This window comes from Moorena producens PAL-8-15-08-1 (assembly GCF_001767235.1).
In the GTDB taxonomy this organism is placed as follows: Bacteria; Cyanobacteriota; Cyanobacteriia; order Cyanobacteriales; family Coleofasciculaceae; genus Moorena; species Moorena producens_A.
In genome coordinates, this window is the sequence record NZ_CP017599.1 from 7,618,346 (window position 1) to 7,637,404 (window position 19,059).

At 44.3% G+C, this 19,059-nt stretch carries 16 protein-coding genes; 8 read left to right on the plus strand and 8 right to left on the minus strand.

What is annotated here, in order from left to right:
- Positions 1-101 precede the first annotated feature (101 nt).
- Positions 102-899, minus strand: coding sequence for a nucleotide exchange factor GrpE (grpE, locus tag BJP34_RS27975; protein ID WP_070395168.1), 798 nt, complete (start codon positions 897-899; stop codon positions 102-104).
- A gap of 77 nt (positions 900-976) precedes the next feature.
- On the minus strand, positions 977-2,194 hold the full coding sequence (locus tag BJP34_RS27980; RefSeq protein WP_070395169.1) for an RNA-guided endonuclease InsQ/TnpB family protein: 1,218 nt from the start codon (positions 2,192-2,194) through the stop codon (positions 977-979).
- 435 nt (positions 2,195-2,629) lie between these two features.
- Between BJP34_RS27980 and BJP34_RS27985 the strand changes: the two genes are divergently transcribed.
- From BJP34_RS27985 to BJP34_RS41150, 5 genes are all read left to right on the plus strand, one after another.
- A complete protein-coding gene (locus BJP34_RS27985; RefSeq protein ID WP_070395170.1) occupies positions 2,630-4,636 on the plus strand; it encodes a GspE/PulE family protein in 2,007 nt (668 codons plus the stop codon).
- 98 nt (positions 4,637-4,734) lie between these two features.
- On the plus strand, positions 4,735-5,853 hold the full coding sequence (locus BJP34_RS27990; RefSeq protein ID WP_070395171.1) for a type IV pilus twitching motility protein PilT: 1,119 nt from the start codon (positions 4,735-4,737) through the stop codon (positions 5,851-5,853).
- Between the two features lie 393 nt (positions 5,854-6,246).
- On the plus strand, positions 6,247-7,464 hold the full coding sequence (locus BJP34_RS27995; RefSeq protein WP_070395172.1) for a type II secretion system F family protein: 1,218 nt from the start codon (positions 6,247-6,249) through the stop codon (positions 7,462-7,464).
- Positions 7,465-7,468: 4 nt separating this feature from the next.
- Entirely contained in the window at positions 7,469-8,116 is a 648-nt protein-coding gene (locus BJP34_RS28000; RefSeq protein WP_070395173.1) for a hypothetical protein, read from the plus strand.
- A gap of 38 nt (positions 8,117-8,154) precedes the next feature.
- Positions 8,155-8,352 (plus strand): hypothetical protein, encoded by a 198-nt coding sequence (locus tag BJP34_RS41150; RefSeq protein WP_149031226.1) that lies wholly within the window; start codon positions 8,155-8,157, stop codon positions 8,350-8,352.
- Here BJP34_RS41150 and bioU read toward each other — a convergent pair.
- Together bioU and BJP34_RS49590 are read right to left on the minus strand one after the other, a co-directional pair.
- The gene (gene bioU / locus BJP34_RS28005) at positions 8,330-9,370 is read right to left on the minus strand and encodes a (S)-8-amino-7-oxononanoate synthase BioU (RefSeq protein WP_070395174.1); all 1,041 of its coding nucleotides are present in this window, start codon (positions 9,368-9,370) and stop codon (positions 8,330-8,332) included. The two genes, BJP34_RS41150 and bioU, sit on opposite strands and share 23 nt — an antisense overlap.
- Before the next feature lie 435 nt (positions 9,371-9,805).
- Positions 9,806-9,928 (minus strand): hypothetical protein, encoded by a 123-nt coding sequence (locus BJP34_RS49590; protein WP_267876402.1) that lies wholly within the window; start codon positions 9,926-9,928, stop codon positions 9,806-9,808.
- A gap of 115 nt (positions 9,929-10,043) precedes the next feature.
- Here BJP34_RS49590 and BJP34_RS28010 point away from each other — a divergent pair, with 115 nt between their 5' ends.
- From BJP34_RS28010 to BJP34_RS28020, 3 genes are all read left to right on the plus strand, one after another.
- Entirely contained in the window at positions 10,044-10,253 is a 210-nt protein-coding gene (locus BJP34_RS28010) for a DUF2997 domain-containing protein (protein WP_070395175.1), read from the plus strand.
- 307 nt (positions 10,254-10,560) lie between these two features.
- Positions 10,561-10,947, plus strand: coding sequence for a DUF1257 domain-containing protein (locus BJP34_RS28015; protein ID WP_070395176.1), 387 nt, complete (start codon positions 10,561-10,563; stop codon positions 10,945-10,947).
- Positions 10,947-11,390, plus strand: a complete 444-nt coding sequence (locus tag BJP34_RS28020) for a ferredoxin (protein ID WP_070395177.1) — start codon at positions 10,947-10,949, stop codon at positions 11,388-11,390. Before BJP34_RS28015 ends, BJP34_RS28020 begins: the two co-directional genes overlap by 1 nt.
- A 358-nt stretch (positions 11,391-11,748) precedes the next feature.
- Here BJP34_RS28020 and BJP34_RS28025 read toward each other — a convergent pair whose 3' ends face one another.
- The 4 genes from BJP34_RS28025 to BJP34_RS28035 all read right to left on the minus strand — a co-directional run bounded on the left by BJP34_RS28025 (position 11,749) and on the right by BJP34_RS28035 (position 18,925).
- On the minus strand, positions 11,749-15,456 hold the full coding sequence (locus tag BJP34_RS28025) for a HEAT repeat domain-containing protein (protein ID WP_083305380.1): 3,708 nt from the start codon (positions 15,454-15,456) through the stop codon (positions 11,749-11,751).
- Between the two features lie 1,305 nt (positions 15,457-16,761).
- Complete coding sequence (locus BJP34_RS28030) at positions 16,762-17,754, minus strand: IS4 family transposase (RefSeq protein WP_083305041.1); 993 nt, start codon at positions 17,752-17,754, stop codon at positions 16,762-16,764.
- Between the two features lie 390 nt (positions 17,755-18,144).
- Positions 18,145-18,324, minus strand: a complete 180-nt coding sequence (locus tag BJP34_RS41155) for a hypothetical protein (protein WP_143727925.1) — start codon at positions 18,322-18,324, stop codon at positions 18,145-18,147.
- 217 nt (positions 18,325-18,541) lie between these two features.
- On the minus strand, positions 18,542-18,925 hold the full coding sequence (locus BJP34_RS28035; RefSeq protein WP_070395178.1) for an endonuclease domain-containing protein: 384 nt from the start codon (positions 18,923-18,925) through the stop codon (positions 18,542-18,544).
- Positions 18,926-19,059 lie beyond the last annotated feature (134 nt).

The window sequence follows — 19,059 nt, forward strand, 5'->3', positions numbered from 1 at the left end:
TTGAGTTAGTCAGAATAATAGAACTTCCCTTGGTGCATTCGTCCCTTTTCGTAGGATGGTCAGAGACTGACACCAAAGGAAGGTTAACCACTCAATCGCAGCTAATTTTCTGCCTCAGCAGATTTCTGAGCTTCCGAGGTTTCCTGTGGTTCTGCGGCAGCAGCTACTTTCACCATCGCGTGACGTAACACCCGCTCCCCAAGCAAATAACCCCGCATTAGCTGTTCTATCACTACTCCTTCTGGATAGTCATCCGTTGGTTCTCGCATAACCGCTTCGTGGAGATTGGGGTCAAACTCTTGCCCTTCCGGTCGCATCGCAGCAACCCCAAGGCGCTTGAGACTGTCTACCAGCTGTTTATAAACACCTTGATAGCTTTTGTGAATCGACATTTCCCCATCATTTTGAGGCTTAATTTGAGTGCGCGCCCGTTCAAAATTATCTACGACTGACAATAACTCAGTGATGGTGTTTCCTTTAACTTGATGTTCCAAGTCTTCTTTCTCTTTAGTTGACCGTTTGCGGAAGTTCTCAAAATCTGCCGCAATCCGGATGTATTGAGATTTAAAGGAGTCACATTGCTGAGTTCGCTCTTCTAGTTGAGCTTTGAGGGCTTCATTTTCCTGCTTGATGGTTTCTAGAATCTTGGCATCGTCCTCGGTAGGTGATTCATTGGTAGTAGCTGTTGCAGCTACCTCGGTCTGGGCTTCTTGGTCTACCGACTCTGGCTCAGATGCTTCCGCAGCAGGGGGTTCAGTTGGTTGTGCTGCTTCAGGGTTAACATCTGACTCAGAGGCTACGGCTACCGCTTCCGCCTCACGATTGTCTTCGAGTACCGTGGTGGACTCTTCGTTTGTCTGCTGCGAAGTGTTATCTGACTGTTTTGCTTCGTCAATCATGCTCCACTTATCCCTATTCAATAAACTGCTAGTTTATCTTTGACACTCCCGACGGATGAATCCGGGGGATTCTTGGTTCACAGAGCTGTGGACTCCATCGAGTCACCATCACCTAGCAGGCTTTCGCCAACTAAGCCAGAGGGCAACTCTCCCCAAGCGTAAGTTCCGGTGTGCCCCACCGTACTGAGTGCTTTTCTCAAGATGTTAATAGCGGCGTTTACATCCCTATCCTCAACATAGCCACAATGTGGACATACATGGGTTCGAGTTGATAGGGACTTTTTAACTTTTTCACCACAGTTAGAGCAATTTTGAGAAGTATTGTGTGGCGGTACTGCAACAGTAGCTTTACCGTACTTAGACCCAAAATACTCTAACCAATGACGAAAAGTTGACCACCCAGCATCTGATATGGATTTAGCTAGATGTCGATTCTTTACCATGTTCTTTACACTTAAATCTTCATAGGCCACCAAATCGTTAGATTGGATGACGCAGTATGCCAGTCTCTTGCAATACTCTACACGTTGCCTACTTACTCTTAAGTGTTTACGAGCATACCGATTTCTAGCTTTATGGTAGTTTTTTGATTGCAGTTTAGCACCCCTGACGTACTTTTTGGACTTTTTGCGGTTAGCACGATTTAACTGTTTCTCTGACTTTCTGTAAAACTGTGGACAAGGTTCTGTAGTCCCTAGGCTATCAGCATAGAAATATTTCAAGCCTAAATCTAAACCAACTGCTCTGTGGGTCGGTTCAGTTTCAATTTGAACATCTACACTAATAGCAAACTGGACATAATAGCCATCTGCTCTACGGATTAACCTTACCCGTTTAATTTTTTTAAGGTCGTAATAGTTGAGGTCATAGGTACCCTTGAGTTTGAGAGTTCCGATACCTTTCTTATCAGTGAAGGTTACCACTTTACGGTTAGGTGAAAGCTTCCAGCCACTTTGTTTATACTCCACAGAGCGGGAATGCTTCTTAAACCGAGGGTATCCTTTCTTCCCTTTAACTCTCTTTTTACAGTTGTCAAAAAATCGAGCGATTCCTGACCAAGCACGTTCAGCCGCTGCTTGTCTAGCCGTTGAATTGAGTTCATTCGCAAATGGAAACTCATCAGCAAGTATCTTGCAATATTTATTCAGGTCATATTTGGTGATAGACTTCTTACCTTTATTGTCCATCCAAAGTCTCAAGCATTTGTTTCTAACAAATTGAGACGTCCGAATAGCATCATCAATTGCTTGATACTGCGGCTGTTTTCCGTATGCTTTGAACTCGTATATAATCATCGGCTCGACCTCTACCTACTAGAGTAGAGTATAGCACTACGTATTAAGGTGTTTGACATTGATACAAGCTGAAACGCTCTTTTAGTGAACTTTTGCCTCTTGCCTCTTGCCTCTTGCCCTTGCGCGTAGCGCTATAACACACTCAGCACAAGATATGTGGGGTAGGGGAATAAATTACCCTGCGCCCTACATCCCCTAGATTCATCTATGGGGATGTAGGGCGCGGTCTGGATAATATTTATACAGCCAATTTTATACAGCCAATGACTTTACTGAGTTTTTATGATGTATAATCCTATATTTAGCTACGACCAATTATCCGAGTCCGTCAATCTAACTAAAACGTAAAAATAAGGGAGTGGCAGCCACTCCGATGCAAGTTAACATAAGGCTTTTGGGAATACTGTGTAAAGTAAGGAGAGCTCCTATTCCGTCATGACTTACTCCTCATCTCAACGACGCGCCCTAGTAGTCCGTAACGATTTTTCTCCCTTTGGTAATAAACTGATTCAGGCTGGTTACGTTAATGTTGACCAGATGCAGCAAGCTTGGCTGGAAACTCGCAAGTCCGGAAGACCCCTGACGGAAGTCATCGAAGCAATGACCGGACGTCAGTTACCACCTGATTTGATACGCCAATACAAGAAACAGCAGTTGTTTGAACTGAAAGTTCTGTTTGGTGTTGAGTCTCTAGATCCGGAAATTAGTGATATTTCTACTCAGCAAGTCGGTGGCTTGATCGAAACCCTGATTCCCATTGATATTTGCCGTCGCTATCACCTGCTCCCCATATCTAAGCATGAAACTGAGCCACCATCGGTTTTGGTGGCAATGGTTTCTCCTGATGATCTAGAAGCCCAGGATGATTTGAATCGGATTCTACGACCTCAGGGAATAAAGTTGCAACGGATGGTCATCACTAAGGAAGACTATCAGCAAATCATTAGTCAGTATCTTGACGATCAGTTGGCACGGCAAAAGCAACTAGATCAACAAAAATCCGTAGATGTAAAGGAGGATTTAGAGAATTTAGGCTCATTCGATACTTTACAGGATGCCCCAGAGGAAGCCGAAGCAGACCTAGATTCGTCTTTGAATGAGGCAGGGGGGGCTCCGATCATCAACCTGGTCAACAAAATCCTGGCTAAGGCTTTACAAGAAGGGGTTTCTGACATTCACATCGAACCCCAAGAGGAGCAGTTGCGGGTGCGCTATCGCAAAGATGGGGTACTGCGTCAAGCCTTTGATGCTTTACCACAGCGAATACATACAGCGGTGGCGGCTCGTTTCAAAATCATGGCAGATCTCGACATTGCGGAAAGACGCTTACCCCAAGACGGTAAAATTCGACGTATGTTCCAGGGGCGCAAAGTTGACTTTCGGGTCAATACCTTGCCCAGTCGTTATGGGGAAAAGGTGGTTCTGCGGATCCTAGATAACGAATCCACCCAGTTGGGGTTGGATAAGTTGATCACAGACCCAGACACCTTAGAATTAGTCAGGGAAATGGCTAAGCGTCCCTTTGGATTAATTTTGGTGACGGGTCCGACGGGATCGGGGAAATCAACCACCTTGTATTCAATTCTGGCTGAACGTAATGACCCTGGGGTTAATATCAGTACTGCAGAAGACCCGATTGAGTATTCCTTACCTGGGATTACCCAAGTCCAAGTTATCCGGGAAAAAGGCATGGATTTTGCCTCAATTCTACGAGCCTTTCTGCGCCAAGACCCGGACGTGATTCTGGTGGGTGAGACCCGAGACAAAGAAACAGCTAAAACCGCGATTGAAGCAGCTTTGACTGGTCACCTAGTATTGACTACTCTACACACTAATGATGCCGCTGGTGCGATCGCTCGTTTAGATGAAATGGGTGTTGAACCCTTCATGGTTTCCGGTGCCTTGCTGGGAGTGTTGGCTCAACGATTGATGCGGCGTGTTTGTTCCAATTGCCGCATTTCTTACCAACCAAGTTCTGCGGAACTAGCCCGCTATGGTCTGTCTGCTTCTAGGGATGGCGAGATTACCGTCTATCGCGCCAATACCCTAACACCGGAGCAAATCGTTGAAGCTAGGGCACAAGGTACACTGTGTAAAACCTGTAATGGTATTGGTTACAAAGGACGGGTTGGTGTTTATGAAGTTATGCGCATCTCTGAGAATCTGCAAGGCTTAATCAACCAAGGAGCTCCCACGGAGAGGATTAAGGAAGCTGCTGTAGAGGAAGGGATGATCACCATATTAGCCTATAGCTTGAATTTGGTACAGCAAGGTTATACCACCTTTGAAGAAGTGGAACGAGTAACCTTTACTGATTCCGGCTTAGAGACAGAAATGAAAGCTAAGCGCAAGAGTTCTCTAACCTGTACCACTTGCTCAGCTCAATTGCAGCCGGAGTGGCTAGACTGTCCTTACTGTATGACACCGCGTTTCCAAAATTAAATTAGTTATTAGTCAATTATTAATAACTAATTGGCTATTTGATTTTGAGTAATAAGTAATCACTAACTACTACTGAGGTTTTTAAGGGATAGAAGATTATGGAACTGATGATTGAAGACTTGATGGAGCAGATGATCGAGATGGGGGGGTCAGATATGCACATCCAAGCGGGTGCGCCAGTCTACTTCCGCGTCAGTGGTAAACTCCAACCCATTGATGACGAATCCTTGAACCCTCAAGCCTGTCAGCGATTGATTTTCAGTATGCTTAACAATTCACAGCGTAAGGAATTGGAGCAAAACTGGGAACTTGATTGTTCCTATGGTGTTAAGGGGTTGGCTCGTTTCCGTGTCAATGTTTACAAAGAACGGGGTTGTTATGCCGCTTGCTTGAGGGCGTTGTCTTCCAAGATTCCTAACTTTGACAAATTGGGTTTACCGGATGTGGTGCGGTCGATGAGTGAACGACCAAGGGGAATGGTATTGGTCACCGGACCGACTGGTTCTGGGAAAACCACTACCCTAGCAGCCATGATTGATTTAATTAACCGCACAAGGGCAGAACATATTCTGACAGTGGAAGACCCGATAGAATATGTGTTTCCTAACATCAAGAGCTTGATTCACCAACGTCAAAAAGGTGAAGATACTAAGACCTTTGCCAATGCTCTGAAGGGGGCACTGCGGGAAGACCCGGATGTGATTTTGGTGGGTGAAATGCGGGATATGGAAACTATTGGTCTAGCTATTTCTGCCGCTGAAACCGGTCACTTGGTATTTGGAACGCTACACACTAACTCAGCTGCTCAAACCGTAGACCGGATCATTGATGTGTTTCCATTTGGACAGCAAGCTCAAATCCGAGCTCAGCTGTCTAACTCTTTGATTGCAGTATTTAGTCAATGTCTAGTACCGAAGAAAAATCCTAAACCCGGTGAGTTTGGTCGGACTATGGCTCAGGAAATCATGGTAGTGACACCTGCTATTTCTAACCTGATCCGGGAAGGAAAAACGTCTCAAGTTTACTCTGCTATCCAAACCGGTGTGAAATTGGGAATGCAGACCCTGGAACAAGCTTTAGCTTATCAGGTGAAATCTGGCTTGATCTCTTTGGAAGCAGGACTTAGTAAAAGTTCTAAACCTGATGAATTGCAACGTATCGTTGCTGGTTCTGGAGGGATGAATTCTAAGGGCGGTAGAGCAAAGGCGACCCGCTAGTCGTAAGCTATCAGCTATCAGCGTGTCGCGTATCAGCTATCAGCGTGTCGCGTATCAGCTAATGCGCTACCTCACAGGCTAGAAGCCTGTGCCACGCACGCTACTTGAGGTGCTATCAGCTATCAGCTAATGCGCTACCTCACAGGCTAGAAGCCTGTGCCACGCACGCTACGCGTTCAGCATATGCTTTGATGGGCTTTTGCCCAGACTTTCAATTCTCTAAAATCTCTTAATATTAAATTATCCCTTTCGAGGTTTATTTTAAGGTGACGGCTGAACGCGCACGCGTGAGCTAAAAGCTCAGGGCTGAGGGCTGACGGCTTACCGCTAGTCTAGAGAAAGGACCGACTCGTACCATCAAACTTTCGATTAGACTTAATCTAGAAAAAAGCCATGCCTACTTTTATTGCTCAAGTTCGGGACAAATCAGGCAAATCCAAAAAAGAAAAAATTGACGCTGCTACTCCTGAACAAGCCCGCAGCATGCTAGAACATCGGTATGCTACTGTTGGCAGCGTCAAGAAAAGCATAGATATTGACTTTAGCCTATCAAGCCTTTCTGAAAAATTTACCAATGTCACGATCAAAGACAAAGCGGTCTTTTCTCGTCAGTTTGCCGCTATGGTTAATGCTGGTGTGGCTATCGTCCGATGTCTTGGGGTATTAGGGGAACAGTGTTCTAATCCTAAGCTGAAAAAGGCGTTGATGAACATCAGTGCCGAGGTTCAACAAGGAACTAATCTATCGGATGCCATGCGTAACCATCCAGATTGTTTTGATGATCTTTATGTGAGTATGGTTCAGGCTGGCGAGGTTGGGGGTGTACTTGATGAAGTGCTCAACCGATTAGCTAAGCTGCTCGAAGATATGAATCGCCTGCAAAACCAAATCAAATCAGCTATGGCTTACCCTAGTGTGGTAGGATTTTTAGCCTTACTGGTTTTTCTGGCAATGACAATGTTTCTGATCCCAATCTTTGCTGGGATATTCCAAGATTTAGGAACAGAATTGCCATTTTTAACCCGATTTATGCTATGGTTGAGCGGCATCCTCAGAAGTTGGAAAGTTCTGATTCCTATTGTTGTTGTAGGTGCTTTATATACAGCTTTTAAGTATTACTACAAAACCCCCATGGGTAAATTGCAAATTGATGGTTTGCAGTTGAAACTGCCTCTGTTTGGTGAGTTGAATGAAAAAGGCTCTGTAGCTCGCTTTTGCCGAGTCTTTGGCTCCTTAACTCGTTCAGGAGTCCCGATCCTGAATTCCTTAGATATTGTCAGAGATACAGCGGGTAACCAGGTAATTTCTAATGCTATTAACTCAGCTAAGAATGAGATTCAACAGGGTGGGATGATTAGCCTCGCTTTACAACGAGAAAACATTTTTCCTCCTTTAGCAATTCAAATGATTAGTATTGGTGAAGAGACGGGTGAGTTGGATTCTATGGTGATGAAAGTTGCTGACTTCTATGAAGATGAAGTGGAGCAAGCGGTTAAAGCACTAACTAGTATCTTGGAACCAATTATGATTGTGGTTTTGGGAGGCATGGTTGGTGTGATCTTGATATCTATGTATCTACCAATGTTTAAAGTGTTTGAAACTATGGGCTAATTCGATGCCTGTTCAGAAATCTGATTACGAAGCTTGGCTAGCAGAGTATAGTAACCATGATGGTGCGATCGCACTCCTGAAATCCTATCGACCTTACCTGGAAATGATTCCTAGTATGCGCCGACCTTACGAGAGTGTGATCACCATTCCCTTGCCAGTGGTGAGAATTCGTCACTCGCCATCCTCCTTAGGGCATAAAAGTGTCAGCCATGGCACGATCACCGAAACTGTAGCTTTACCCTGTGATCTAGCTATGGTAATGTGCGATCCCGAATGGAAAATCAAGATGGAGATTGAGATTGTTCTATTCATCCATCGCCCCCATGAAGACTTTTCTGACTTGCTCAGTCGCTGGCGTCAGACCCAAGTGTTACTAGACAAAGACTATGAATGGCTAATGCCTCCTGGCTATCAACACATTCTTAGTGATGGCGTCAACCGTATCTATCCCCTGTTTGTGGCTTTCCCAGAGACACCCCAAAGGATCCAACGAGGCTTACTAGGGGCTAGTCTACCATTTGTGGTACAAACCACTGATGCGATTAATCTGGAACAGGAGGAAAAATCCAGCTTAGTTGAAGAGGGTGGGGAGATGGGGAGATGGGGAGATGGGGAAATGGGGAGATGGGGAGATGGGGAAATGGGGAGATAGGGAAATGGGGAAATGGGGAGATAGGGAGATTTTGATTAATGGTGGTTATCCCAACATCCTATTATAGCGTTTTTAATAGCTATACAGAGCAGAGCTACACAGCATTTCTTACCTATTCCCTGTTCCCTGTTCCCTGTTCCCTGTTCCCTGTTCCCTGTTCCCTGTTCCCTGTTCCCTGTTCCCTTTTCCCTACTCCCTACTCCGTAAAACCGACTATTTCACAAACTGCGGCATAACTTCAGCAGCAGTCAATAGACCATAAATCCCTTTGTGATGTAGGGAAACTCCTGCTTTTAGATAGCCAAAGGCGGGACCACAGACATTAGCAGCCATGCTGGTTTCATCACCAAGGGTAAAGGTGTGAGTGGAAATCTTACCCTCAAAGGTGCGACCTGTGATTTGGACATTGGTACTGAGGGGTTTTTTAGGATTGCGGGTATCAACGACACCACCAACAGAAACGCGATCGCGTGAGCAAATCCCTGCTAGTTCCAGCATCACATCATCAGCGTGTTCCATATTCTCTAGGCTGATGATGCCTTTGGTTTCATCTAATAAGGCTTCGACTTCAGCATCACTCATGGCTTTGGCTCGTTCTACATCATAACCGGGAAGGTGAGCAATATCTTCTCGAATGGTGGCTCGATAGGCTTCCCAGTTAGCAATCCCTACCCCAAAGGTAATCTTGACACTGTGAATCTCGGCATAGCTTTGAGATGCGATCGCAGCAGCAGCGGTCAATAATCCTGGTGTCGCACCGCAGCCAGTCATATAGGTAATTCCAGCAGCTTGCAATTCATCTTGGAGTTGCAACAGTTGTTCTAGAGCACTAGTGCGCTTGAGAGCATCTACTAACACTCCCTTCCAACCCGATTGAATAAATTGCTTAACCACCGATGCCATAAAGGTATTCGGTAAATTTGGCAGTGCTAGGAAATATCCATCTACTGTCGCGTTTTGGATTAAGTCTTCGATACTGTTGCTACTTAAAGTGCCACCTGGTTCTAGATAACCTAAAGAACCTTGGGATTGGTAGGTCTGGATACAACGCTCAGGATTTAACCCAGCTGCGTCATACGCATAACCTTTTCGGTCAGCTGCTGCTACCCAAAGCATTTCTCCCTTGGGAGCTAACACTCTGGTAGCCGCTTGACCTAATCCCCCAAAGCCTAAAACCCCTACTCGTATTCGCTCTAATCCATTGGGATTGGCGGTTTTGGGGTTATTTACACCTCTGACTTGCGTTTCACTCATAACTTATAGACTCTTTAGCCGAACTTTAATAATTCATACTTCATACTTCATACTTTGCCCAGTCCCCAGGGTAAGGGAAAAAATCAATAAAGAAGAATTATTATCAATATTATTGATATAATCATGCAATAGTGCTGAAAAATCTTGGCGTTATATAGTCATAATCCTTGACCAATATCACATTCTGGCTCAATTTTTTTTTTGGCTTACCCTGGCCTAGTCCCCTAGGTTTATATATAGCCGTTTATAGCTTGTGCCCCACGGCCTCAGTCCCTTAATTAAAAACCCCTATATTTTTGTTAACAAACCATTTTTGGGTTACACCACCCCTTGACTATTCCCTAAAGTTACGAGAAACTTACAAAATATTAAAGTAAACACTCGATTTACTATAAACTTATGTTAATGTTGTTTGCGCCATGATCTGAATTATTATCATTTGATTAGTGACCAGCTATAGCACTGGTCAGTGATCAGTGATATAGCGCTACGCGAAAGGCAAGAGGCAAGAGGCAAGAGGCAATAGTTTACTAGAACTACTTTTGCTGCTTGTATCAATGTCAAACACCTTAATGCGTAGTGTGATATCAATCCGGGATTACATACTCCTGGACAGGTGCAACAACCGGTGCCACAACCTCTAAATAGGCATAAACCGAGCACTAAGGCGACTATGGAAACATTAGAGTTTGTCATTTATCCAGATGGTCGAGTCCAGGAAAAAGTCACTGGGATCATCGGAGCCTCTTGCGCAGAGGTAACAGCTGCTATTGAAGCTCAGCTAGGACGAGTCGTATCTGTTGAGAAAACATCAGATTACTTCGACCAAAAGCTTGAACTGTCGGCAACAGCGACAGCTCAAGCTACGGTTAGCCATTGGTAAATTTTTCAGGACTTAGCCATTGCCCCCTAAATCCCCCAATACTGGGGGACTTTTGCCCCCTAAATCCCCCAATACTGGGGGACTTTTGCCCCCTAAATCCCCCAATACTGGGGGACTTTTGCCCCCTAAATCCCCCAATACTGGGGGACTTTGATATCATTACCCCCCAGTATTGGGGGGCTAGGGGGGCAAAACCAACTAAACTTCGTAATTACCCCCCAGTATTGGGGGGCTAGGGGGGCAAAACTAACTAAACTTCGTAAGTCCTATTTGTGTTCCAGTTAGTAAATTCGTTTAATTACCAAACATGTCTCATTTCAGCACTATCAAAACCCAAATCCGTAACCGTTCATCCTTAGAAACTGCTTTAACTGACTTAGGGATTGATTGGCAATCTGGTCCTAGCTCTGTGCGCGGTTATCAAGGTCAAACTCGCACTGCTGAAGTAGTGATTGAGCAAGAGAATGACTACGACATCGGTTTTAGTTGGAATGGTAACGCCTACGAACTTGTTGCTGATTTTCAGTATTGGCAACAGCCTTGGTCTGTAGATGGTTTCCTACAACGGGTAACCCAGCGTTACGCTTACAACACAGTAATTAAGGAAACTGCTAAGCAAGGCTTTGAGGTTGCTGAGCAACAAGATAATAAAGATGGTTCAATTCGTTTAGTCGTGCAACGCTGGAGCGCGTAATGTCTGAGTTCTCACCGACGCCAGAGCGTTCAGGTTTAGAACCAGAGTTAGGGGGTGTCTTTCGAGATGCTCCAGAGCGGTCTGGTTTTGAGCCAGAGCTAGGGGGTATTCTGCGACAAAAAGGTGTTTACGTTGATGAAATTACCTGCATTGGCTGTAAACACTGCGCCCACGTCGCTCGCAATACGTTTTACATGGAAGAGGACCACGGTAGATCCCGGGTTTTTCGGCAAGATGGCGACTCAGAAGAGGTGATACAAGAAGCGATAGACACTTGTCCAGTAGATTGTATCCACTGGGTTGATTACACTAAGCTTAAAAATCTAGAAGAGGAGCGACAATATCAGGTAATTCCTAGAGCAGGATTGCCTATTGAACCAAGTGTTGTGGCTGCCAAAATTAAGGAGAGGAAGCTGGCAAGAAAGCGTAGGAAAAAACGGTAAGCATTCAGCTATCAGCCATCAGCTTTCAGCTTTTAATATTACCAAATCCTCGATGGCTTAGAGCCGTTGGGGGTTTTATGTTGTTTTAACGCAATGGTTGGATTTTAGGGAGTAGGGAGCAGGGAGCAGGGAGTTTGGAAATGCGATCGCGTCCTTCAAAACTAATTCCATGAGTAGCATGATTAGCAATGCGATAGACCTTTGGTCACGCTATGCGATCGCATTCAACAACAACGATACTGTAAAGCTGAACAATCTTTAATTGTAGCACAAACATATTTTTATTTCTAAGAATATCAAAAACTCTTTAGATTTCTTTCCTACTACTCCCGACTCCCGACTCCCGACTCCCGATTCCCTATTCCCTTCCTACGACCAAATCCCACAGGGCATCAATACCTCTGCCCACATAGTCGGAATCCTGGTGTTGTTCAATCCATTCAATCACACTAGGGAGAATATGATTGGATGTTTTGCCCAATCTGCCCAAGGCTATGACTGCCCTGTGATGCACATTAGACTTGGAATTCCCAAGCATTGCTAGTAGGGTGCTCACTACTGTTTCTGAGCTGTTGCCCAATTTAACCAAGGTTAAGGCTGCCTCCATATGCACGTCAGACTTGTTATTCTCAAGCAATGCTAGTAGGGTGCTCACTACCGTGTCTGAGCTATTGCCCAATTTAACTAAGGCATCGGCTGCCCTCCAACGCACAATAGAATTTTGATCTTGAAGTCTTCCTCGTAAAGCGCTGACTACGGTTTCTGAGCTGTCGATCAACATGCCCAACACCAAGGTTACCCCTGCACGCACATCAGAGTTGGGATTATCAAGCTGTGCTAGTAGGGCGTTGACTGCGGTTTCTGAGCTATTGCCCAATGCGCTTAAGGCATAGGCTGCTGTTATACGCATATGAAAGTGATTATCTTGAAGTAGTGGTAGTAGGGCATTGACTACTTCTGAGCTGTTGCCCAATTCTCCCAAAACGTCCGCTGCCGACATACGTACATCAAAGTGATTATCCTCAAGCAGTGCTAGTAGGGTGCTCACTACTGTTTCTGAGGTGTTACCCAACTTTCTCAAGGATTGGATTGTCGTTATACGTACATCAGAGTGATTATCCTGAAGTAGTGGTAGTAGAGCATTGACTACTTCTGAGCTGTTTTCCAATATGCCCAAGACTTCCGCTGCCTTTGCACGCACACTAGAAGATTTATCCTGAAGCAGTGGTAGTAGGGCATTGACTACTTCTGAGCTGTTGCCCAATTTAACCAAGACTTCCGCTGCCCTCAAACGTTCATAAGGATCAGGATTTTGAAGTAGTTGTTGAAGCAAGTTGACTACGGTTTCTGAACTGTGACCCAAATTGACCAAAGCGAAGGCTGCCGTTATACGCACATCATAGTCATCATTCTCAAGTAGTGCTCGTAGAGCATTGACTACGATTTCGGAACTGTTGCCCAAGTCATGCAAGACTGCGGCTGTCTGCTCACGCACACCAAAGTTATTATCTTGAAGTAGTGGTAGTAGGGCGTTGACTACGATTTCAGAACTGTTGCCCAATATGCCCAAGGCCAAGGATGCCTTCATACGCACCAGAGAGTCATTATACTTAAGCAGTGGTAGTAGGGCGTTGACTACGGTTTCTGAACTGTTGCCAAATATGTCCAAGACTTTGGCTGCGCTACTACGCACATCAGAGTCATTATACTTAAACAGTGGTAGTAGGGCGTTGAGTAGAGTTTCTGAGCTGTTGCCCAATCTGCCCAAAGTCAAGGCTGCACTACTACGCACATCAGAGTCATTATCCTTTAGTCGTTCTTGATATATTTCAATTACCTGATTTTTTTCCCCTAACTCAACTTGATACTTTAGCAATTGTTTCTCAGCAATTAAATCAGATCGCTCTTTCAACAATTCCAATACCGGTGCTTGAAAATCTGTTTCAGACAAACTGCAAATTATTTGATAAACCTGCTTGCGAATCTTATTCACAACGCGCTTATCTTTACTTACCTTCAACTCAACCAAGCGCTTTAAAATCTCTTGCACCAACCCACTCTCAGCACCGCGCAAATTTTTCGGGTCTTCTGCCAAACAATTACCAGCAAACAACAAATCCCGATGTAACCACTGCTCATAGTTACTATTATTAGTCAATACTGCTCGAATTGCCTTTGCCGCATTTTTCGGTTTTTGTTGTGCTATCAGCAATAATAACACTTCGCGCCAGTGGGAGTCATGCAAATGCTCCCGAATCGGATCCAAAACAATCTCAGAATCTCTCTCATTATCCGCTTGATAGTTAATCTCTTCAGCACACAAATATTCCTGAAAGGTTTTATGGACAAAGCCATAACAATCTTGCCCCTGCTCATTTAATAAACCAGTGCGCTCCCGAATCAATTCCACAAATCTTTTCGCCTCTTGCTCGGCCTGATGGGGCTGCACCTGCTTCAAGTCTTTAATCTGCTGCTTCAACTGATCAATCAAATCATTTTTATCAATTAAGGTGCCACTGTCGTTATCTTCAATATTTCCCTGGGTATGAATCCAATAAGCCAAAGATTCCATCAACCGGCGTAAATCATCCTCGAAATCCAAATATTTCAACCGCTTATCACTACTTAAGTCTTTAAGCTTATCCCAATTGATTAACAAGGTTTCTACCGCCTTGTCATAAAGCTTATGGCGTTTTTTGGGCAATACTGCTTGATACCGATGAATCAAGGCAATAATTGTCAACAATAACGGATTCCGTGCCAACAAGGTAATCCGGTCATTATCATCCAGAGCTTTTCGTAAACTCTGCTTCCACCTTTGAGCTTCTGCTTGGTCTTGAAAGCGACTGTTATACCAGTTATCAATAAAAGCCGAAATCTTCTGGTCATCAAAGGGTTGGATTTGATAGTGGGGAAATTCCTCAGTGCGGAAAAAGTCCCGTCGATAGCCAGCCGGGCGAGATGTAATAATAGCGCAATTTCTGTCAAATTGTCCTAAAAAATTCTCGATGCGCTTGACTACATTATGGCGTTTAGCCTCTTCTGCTACTTCATCCAAACCATCCAGCAATATCAACGCTCTACCATCAGACAACCAATGCTCAAAAAATCCCACTGGTAACGGTTTGACTGACATGGTGTTTTCGGCAAATATCCGAGCATAGTCGATCAAGCTTTTATCGAGATGTCTGGCAAAATCTCGCATCCTGATTAAAATCGGTAGCCAGTCGGTATCACCATCTAATCCTAAAATGTCAGGATTTTGCTGAGCTAACATTACTGCAAAATAGCTCATCAAGGTGGTTTTACCAGAGCCTGGCGCACCCAATATTACCACTCGTCTCCACTGACTTTGGCTCAATAACTGCTGAGCCAAAAATTTCCTACCACTTGTCTTGTCCAAGATTAGCCTTTCTGGCTTTTCCCCACTACCAGCTGCTAACAACTCCCGCTCCCAAGGGCGAGCAGTTGATACGTCTTCCACTACATCTGGCATTACAAAAATCTGAGCTAACTTCTCCGATTTTTCTACTTCTTGCCCAGGCACAGCAATGCCAGCAAATTTGACATCATCAAACCAGTTGGCTAACTGTTGATTATAATCCTGTTTAGCTACCTGAAATTTTAGATAAGTATAAGTCTTCTTAAAATAAGCATTAATAAATGTCTCTACCCAAGGCTTGAGACTGTTTTGATTTAGTTTAATAGTCTTGGCGTCAGCTTCTTGTTGAAATACCGTGCTTAAAATCTCCCGGTCTGGCTTCCCTTGATTAAGTAACGGTTTTTGTAATTCCGCTAAAACAGCAGAATGAGTAAAATAGTGGTTCAAAAACCTACTAACTCCATTCCAGCCATCCGGGGGAGCGTGAAAAAATAAGCGCTGTTGACTATCCAGTTGTTTGTCCCATTGATCAACCGCTTCTGCTCCCGCTTTGATGGCTTTTTCGATATCGCTTTTAGTCAGAGATTTAATTATATGCTTCCCTGCTTGTCCCGCAATAATACCTAACAACGGTGACGCTACTTTCGATAGTTCTAAACTAGCCAAAAGGGACAAGACTGCCATAATTTATAGGTAGTTATGTTGGATTGGTTTAATTATAGCAATTTCGGGAGCAGGGAGCAGGGAGATGGTTTTTTGCTTAGGTTGTGATCCCCCTAAATCCCCCTTAATAAGGGGGACTTTCTAGAGCGATTTCCGGACTTACCTCTTATTAAGTAAAGGGAGAAAAAGTAGATAGATTTCCGGACTTCCCCTTTATTAAGGGAACGGAGAGAAACTAGATCGATTTCCGGACTCCCCCCTTATTAAGGGGCAGGGCTGTTTCAAAGTCCGACTAAAACGTCATTTGTGGGGAGGTGGGGAGATAGGGAGATAGGGAGATAGGGGGGATTAAAGCTAATAAAAAGTTATTTTTAACCTGAAAAAAAACCTCTCCCCAGCACCCCAGCTCCCTTTCACCCGTAGAAAAAGACAATTTATTCCTGAAAATGAAACAGCCCTGCCTTATTAAGGGGGGCTGGGGGGGATCGAGTTAGGAAATGGGATAGAAAGGGTTTGCTCTCCCCTTGGTTATTTGGGCGGAAGGGAGAGAAACTAGATCGATTTCCGGACTCCCCCCTTATTAAGGGGGGCTGGGGGGGATCGACTAGAAAATGGGATAGAAAGAGTTTACTCTCCCCTTGGTTATTTGGGCAGAAGGGAGAGAAACTGGATCGATTTCCGGACTCCCCCCTTATTAAGGGGGGCTGGGGGGGATCGAGTTAGGAAATGGCATAGAAAGAGTTTACTCTCCCCTTGGTTATTTGGGCAGAAGGGAGAGAAACTGGATCGATTTCCGGACTCCCCCCTTATTAAGGGGGGCTGGGGGGGATCGAGTTAGGAAATGGGATAGAAAGGGTTTACTCTCCCCTTGGTTATTTGGGCGGAAGGGAGAGAAACTAGAGAGATTTCCGGACTCCCCCCTTATTAAGCTATCCATTAGGCAAAAGTAGTCGAAACAGTGATAGAGACTAGGACGTAGAAGCAAGTTGTGAACCTTCAAATAAATGGTAAAAGGTAGAAAGCCCTCGCGGCTAGAGTTTTCAAGCCAGGTTCGCCATCTCCGGTACGGGCCAAAAATCCACCCAAACGTGCAATCGCTCATCAGAGCTTGGCGAAGAGTAGGAGGTTTTTTCGAGCGGTTTTTGGGTTGAAATTGAAGTCGCTTGAGCTTCCATTCCTGTGGAGATAAAACTACTTGGCAAGAAGCATCGGGATTAAGTCGAGCGAGATTACGTTAACCACATTAATCGCCAAGCAACAATGTTATAAGTAGCCAGTGCTTTGAGTAAACGCTCTCTAGTTTGAAGTTGAAGTTTTTCGCGTGCGTCAGCCACTTTTAAGGGTAAAGTGAAAGCGTTCGATGAGCCATCGATAACTATACCACTGCACGCATTGCCAAGCTTTTTGGAAGTCGTCAATTGGTAGAGTTGTGAGCAACAACCAACGAATGGGTTGACTACCATCAGCCGGTTTCTCAGTTTCTTCTACCAGTAGTACGTTGATTTCCACTGGATGGAGATTGTGGGGTTTGGGATGATGTTGAGGCACTTCCAAAGTGACTCTTATCCCTCGGATTTGTAATGATGCCTGACGAGCTGGACGTTTGGGATTACGCTCTAAGTTGATGGTCATTGTACCTAAAATTGGTCTTTGTTCAATCATCGGTAACAGATATCCCATCTCCTCTTTCACCCTGCGATTATACTCTCGAAGAATCAGTAATTCGCTATTAGCAGAACGCTTTTGGGCGAATAACTCGAAGATATCAGCCTCACGATCTGCAACATGTATGAGCTTGGCTTTTTCCGCTAGTCCTTCTTCAGCTCCCTTAACTGTCTCTAACCATCGATAACTTTCTTTTTCTTGAATCGCTTTTTTCTTGCGTTCTTTTTTCAAACCACTCCTGTGCTTTCTGGTCCAACTCTGTTGATGTAGCAGTCCTAATGGTTTTCCTTTGGCACTGACCGCTATACAGCTATGAACTTTAATTCCTTGTTGAAGGGTCTGATTTATATATCCCAAACCTTTTGTGGCTTCATGTGTCGTATACTCCAAGTCGGTCGTGTCCTGTATTGCCAGCACTACTCCTGCTTCCACACATCTCCTCACTACGCCTTCCTTGTGTGAAGCCAATATTTGTGTTCTTGTCACTTTCTCATTTGACCAAAATCTGTAAATACTTTGGCTGTTGCTGGCATTACCACTCGCTTTTGGTACTGTTTCTCCTGGATGCTCGCTTAAGACCACAAGTGTCTTTCTCAATCTTTTGGCATGACGTATGTCCTGAAAAATTTCGGATTTATTTCCTGGCTGATCCAATCCTTCATTTGTTCTTCTTCATCTCCTGATTGACTTTTTCCTCTGATACTCTCATAACCAATGCCTCCCTGTCCACTCCCGTGAGGGTGCTCCTACTTAGGGCTTGCTGAATAAGTCTATTGATTCGGGTAATAAGTAATAAGTAATAAGTAATAAGTTAAGAGTTCACTATCGCTTGCTGCACAAGTCTTTGGGGAAATTTGCGGATCTGAAACTAGCTCTTGAAAAATATGCTTATTTTTCCCTCACATTCCGAATATAACCAAGTGTTCCCCTACGATGGTGCCAGGTTTTTGTATCGATGGGCTCAAAATCCTGGCACTTTTTCAGGGTAAAAATGATTGAAAGCCCTGTCTGGTATAGTTTCCATACTTGTGCAGCAAGCCCTACTTAAGTGCGATCAGCGCAAGCTGCTGCCGTAGGCGATCGCGTTTGTGATTTTGCGATCGCGTTTGTGATTTTGCGATCGCGTTTGTGATTTTGCGATCGCGTTTGTGATTTTGCGATCGCGTTTGTGATTTTGCGACCGCAGTCTTGGGAAATCCCTGTTAGTTTAATAATGGCTCTCACCACTCCTCTCCCAATCCTTGCCTAAATCCTAGTCTCTATCACTGTTTCGACTACTTTTGCCTAATGGATAGCCTTATTAAGGGGGGCTGGGGGGGATCGACTAGAAAATGGGATAAAAAACGCGATGTCACTCCCCCAATCTAACTCTATTATCCTAATCCCTAAAAAAAATCGATGATCAGCAAAGATTCGCAACTTATTGAATTTTTAAACAGCTCTAGGTTGTGCTAGGGGGAAGCTCACTGCTGATCCGAACGCACACTGCTTCAAAATTATGCAATACTTCATCATTGGTAAATCGAATTACTTTTAATCCATAACCTTCAAGAATGTGAGTTCTTTCTTCGTCATAAGCTTGGCCAGCTTCTGTATAATGAGAATCTCCATCAACTTCAATAACTAATTTTAAAGCAGCACAATAAAAGTCAACAATAAAATTCGCTATTGGTCTTTGTCGCAAGACTCTAAACTTAAAATTTTTCAAATAGTCAGACCACAGCTTTTTCTCGGCTGGAGTCATAGTTTTCCTTAATTCTCTAGCTCTGCTTACTAAATTGTAATTATAAGGAAGATGGAATTCTTTTTGTTGGCGATCGCACATTTTAAAATAATCGAGTTTGTGGTTTGTTGCATGGGTTGAGATCCCCCTAAATCCCCCTTAATAAGGGGGACTTTTCCGATCGATTTCCGGACTTTCCCCTTTGATAAGGAAATGTTATAAACAGCGATGGTATG

Excerpts from the sequence above, each read along its gene's own strand:
- grpE (WP_070395168.1), bottom strand. The coding sequence starts at position 899 with ATGATTGACGAAGCAAAACAGTCAGATAACACTTCGCAGCAGACAAAC.
- BJP34_RS27980 (WP_070395169.1), bottom strand. The coding sequence starts at position 2,194 with ATGATTATATACGAGTTCAAAGCATACGGAAAACAGCCGCAGTATCAA.
- BJP34_RS27985 (WP_070395170.1), top strand. The coding sequence starts at position 2,630 with ATGACTTACTCCTCATCTCAACGACGCGCCCTAGTAGTCCGTAACGAT.
- BJP34_RS27990 (WP_070395171.1), top strand. The coding sequence starts at position 4,735 with ATGGAACTGATGATTGAAGACTTGATGGAGCAGATGATCGAGATGGGG.
- BJP34_RS27995 (WP_070395172.1), top strand. The coding sequence starts at position 6,247 with ATGCCTACTTTTATTGCTCAAGTTCGGGACAAATCAGGCAAATCCAAA.
- BJP34_RS28000 (WP_070395173.1), top strand. The coding sequence starts at position 7,469 with ATGCCTGTTCAGAAATCTGATTACGAAGCTTGGCTAGCAGAGTATAGT.
- BJP34_RS41150 (WP_149031226.1), top strand. The coding sequence starts at position 8,155 with ATGGTGGTTATCCCAACATCCTATTATAGCGTTTTTAATAGCTATACA.
- bioU (WP_070395174.1), bottom strand. The coding sequence starts at position 9,370 with ATGAGTGAAACGCAAGTCAGAGGTGTAAATAACCCCAAAACCGCCAAT.
- BJP34_RS28010 (WP_070395175.1), top strand. The coding sequence starts at position 10,044 with ATGGAAACATTAGAGTTTGTCATTTATCCAGATGGTCGAGTCCAGGAA.
- BJP34_RS28015 (WP_070395176.1), top strand. The coding sequence starts at position 10,561 with ATGTCTCATTTCAGCACTATCAAAACCCAAATCCGTAACCGTTCATCC.
- BJP34_RS28020 (WP_070395177.1), top strand. The coding sequence starts at position 10,947 with ATGTCTGAGTTCTCACCGACGCCAGAGCGTTCAGGTTTAGAACCAGAG.
- BJP34_RS28025 (WP_083305380.1), bottom strand. The coding sequence starts at position 15,456 with ATGGCAGTCTTGTCCCTTTTGGCTAGTTTAGAACTATCGAAAGTAGCG.
- BJP34_RS28035 (WP_070395178.1), bottom strand. The coding sequence starts at position 18,925 with ATGTGCGATCGCCAACAAAAAGAATTCCATCTTCCTTATAATTACAAT.